We start from the raw sequence: 3,301 nt of genomic DNA, 5'->3' as shown, positions 1-3,301 counted from the left end.
GGCCACCGAGCCCAGCGTGGAGGTGATGGTGGAACTCACATAGCGCAGGCCGCTGCCCAGCGCATCAGTCAGCACCACGCTGTAGGCCGGGCCAGCGCCGGAGTTGTAGGCGATGAGCGTCCAGGTGACGACATCCCCGTGAGCGTAGATGACCTCCGGGAACTTGGTCAGGATGGGGAGCGGCCTGATGATAAGCGGCGAGCCCAGTGTGCCGCCCACCGAACATCGCTCCCGATAGACCTCGTTGTCGGCGCAGCGGTTGTCGTAGCGCAGGGTCCCCGGGAAGGGCGCGGCTCCGCTTCCACAGCGCAACTGCACCCGCAACTGGACCGTCCCGGTGGTCGCCGTGGCGAAGGCGTCGGAGTAATACCAGTGATAGCCCAGGGCATCTGTCTCCGTGTAGACCGGTGTGGCGCCGGAGAACCCCAGGACCTCCAGGATCGCATACGTGCTGGTCGGCACGTCCAGGACGACGTCATACGCCGGAACGGCGGAGGTCCGCTGGGCTGTCAAAGCGACCGTGTAGATACCGCATGAAGAGACGTTTGCTGGCAGGCCGGAGAGGGAGAGGCTCATGGCTGGGGCCTGAGTCTGGACGAAGACCCCTTCCTCGATCACGCCGTCGGCGGCGCACGCTGCGTTGCCGGTCACCCCCAGGTGGAGGTAGGACCAGTCATACCATTCGAAGTCGGAGCAGGCGGCGGGTTCAGCCACCGCAGTCTGGTAAGAGATCCGCAGCGTGGCTCCCGGGACGTCGATCGGGCAGGTGGGAGAGATGTTCGAGATCACCAGCATCCCACCCACCACGGACGCGGAGAAGACAGCAGCGCAGGCCAGAGAGGTGTTGCTCACCCAGACCGAGGCGCTGCCAGGGACGTAGGTCTGGTAAGGGAGGGTCTCGGTGAACACCATCCCTTGCCAGGTGGGGGTGACGATAAAGGTGCTGGCAAAGGTGTAGATGTTGGTGTAGGTGAAGGCCGGGCTGGTGCAGATCTCCGCTGGGCCGGAGACCTGTTTGAAGGAAAGGGCCACCGGCTCATGGCATTGGAGGTAGGTCCGGGCCTCTGCCGTGGCGGTTTGGAGGCAGTTCTGGCAATCGCGGGCGGCCGCGGTGACCCGGTTGACGAATTCGCCCCCACAGAAACCGCAGCCATCCGTGCTGGGGGTGGCGAAAACCGGGGTGAGGACGGCGGAGCCGCTCAGGGTCCACGTGATGTAGGTGACACCGCCCATGGTGAACACGTTGCCGCCCGCCGGGTTCACCACGCTCCAGCCTGCCGGCACCTGGTCGGTGACGACGATCGTCCCCGTCAGGCCGCTGGCGTTCACGGTGATCGTGGCCGTGACCGTCTCCCCGCGATACACCTCCCGGGGCATGGATTTGGCCACGCTCAGCTCGGGGGCGCTCCCCAGGGTCCAGGAGGCCGATTGAGGCAATTCCGTGTAAGGATGGCCACAGCGGTCGGCGTAGTTCAGGTCAAAGCGGAAGGATCCGCTGCGCGGCATCGTGCAAACCGCGGCGGGAACCGTCAGCGTGAAGACGAGGGTATACGTCTCCCCGGGCCCGATCGGAGGCAGCTGAAACGCACCGCCGGAATACGCCGCGGGCGGGGCGACGGTCACGCTGAAGGGAGAGAGATCCACGCTCAGGGTGCCGGAGTAGGCCGTGCCGTCGCCGACGTTCCGGATCGGGAGGGTGAAGACGCGGGATCCCGCGCAGTAGGGGATGTTGAAAGCCGGGAGGGAGAACTCCAGATCCGGGTTGCTCATCTGCAGGTCCACCGCCCCCTTGGCCGTCTGGGGGGTCAGGCACGCCTCGCCGTTGCAGCCCCATGTGGCGGTGACCACGTTCTCCAGGCCGGAGCAGCCGACGACGCGGGCGGCGATGGGGAACGTGACCACGCCGCCGACGGGGATGGAAATGAAGTAGGCGGAGGTGAGGCCGGAGACATACTGCAGCCCGCTCCCCAGCGTATCCGTCACCCGGACGTTGGAAACGGTGCCGTAACCGGTGTTCTCCACGTAGACGGTCCAGGTGACCACCTCATCGGCCTTCGCCTGGACGACGGCCGGCTCCTTGCGGACGGTGATGGCGCCGGGGTTGACGACGAAATCGGTGTAGCGGACGATGGGGACATATCCGTCCTGGGTGAGGGTGACGATGTTCTGCCCGGAGACTGCCGAGCAGGTGGCGGAGAAGACGGCATGGCGGGTGATGACCTGGTTGGGGCCTACTGTGCCGACGGGGAAGACGATCTGCGTCGGCGTGAAGCCGGGAGGCATCGTGCTGGTGATGATCACGTTGGTGGCGGTGAACGGGTCATTGGCGGCGACGATGGTGAAAGTGACCACGTCGCAATGGTGGATCGGCCCGGCAGGTCCCAGAACCGTCACCCCGGATTCGGGGATGGTGTGGTGGTCCTCCGATCCGGAGCCGTTGAATTCCGGCGCGGAACGCGGATGGTGGAACCACGAGGGCAGGATCGAGGCGGCTCCCCCTGAAGACGCCGCCGACGCGGAAGACGGGGCTGCCTTCGATCCGGCGCCCGTCGCGCCCTGGAACCATTCCGGCAGGAGAGAAGAAGGCATGGTCTCAGGGGCCGCACCGGTTACGAACCACGCCGGCAGGAGCCGGTGGATCCCCGGGCGGGCGGCCGGAAGCGGCGCGCTCAGCACTGAGGCCTTCCGGAACCCTTCCAAGCCAACCCACACCGGATGAAAGGCCGTCGCCAGAGCCGAGACCCAATTCCAGAGGAATCTACGATGCATGAGTTCTCTCCCCGTGCAGATCATCACCGCATGGATTCTGCGGACGGTGGTTCAGGGAAGATGCCGCCAGACCTCCTCGGCAGAAGGGCGATCGCCGGGATGGGTTCCGATGTGGCGCCACACAATCCGCCCGTCTTCGTCGATGATCCATACCGATGGGGCCGCCAATCCGTCTCCGAAGCGGTTGAACACCCCGTAGGCTTCGGCGACCTGATGGTCTACGTCCGCCAGGATCGGAAACCCCGCGCTCACCGCCTCGGCCATCCTTTGGGCTCCCTCTATGTCCTGAACGGCGATCGCTAGGATCTCTGCCTTCCGTTCCCGGAAGCTGAGATATGCGCGCTGCAGCTCGCCGAGCTGGGTGCGGCATGGGCCTCAGCCCGGCGAGCGATAGAACACCAGAACCACGCTCGATCGACCTCGATAATCGCTCAGACGAAGGATCTCCCCGTTTTCGCGAGGAAGCGCGAAATCCGGGGCCATCTCCCCGATGTCCGGTGGGGCGATCCGATCGCCGGAATGGGGAAGGATC

At 65.6% G+C, this 3,301-nt stretch carries 2 protein-coding genes; both read right to left on the bottom strand.

What is annotated here, in order from left to right:
* The coding region (locus tag NZM16_RS10445) for a hypothetical protein (RefSeq protein ID WP_295480281.1) at positions 1 to 2,769 on the bottom strand (2,769 nt) is incomplete at its 3' end.
* A 51-nt stretch (positions 2,770 to 2,820) separates the two neighbouring features.
* Positions 2,821 to 3,252, bottom strand: coding sequence for a peroxiredoxin (locus NZM16_RS10440; protein WP_295452123.1), 432 nt, complete (start codon positions 3,250 to 3,252; stop codon positions 2,821 to 2,823).
* Positions 3,253 to 3,301: the final 49 nt, after the last annotated feature.

It is taken from the genome of Thermoflexus sp., assembly GCF_025055495.1.
Lineage (GTDB): Bacteria > Chloroflexota > Anaerolineae > Thermoflexales > Thermoflexaceae > Thermoflexus.
This window is presented reverse-complemented; position numbering and strand designations above follow the sequence as displayed.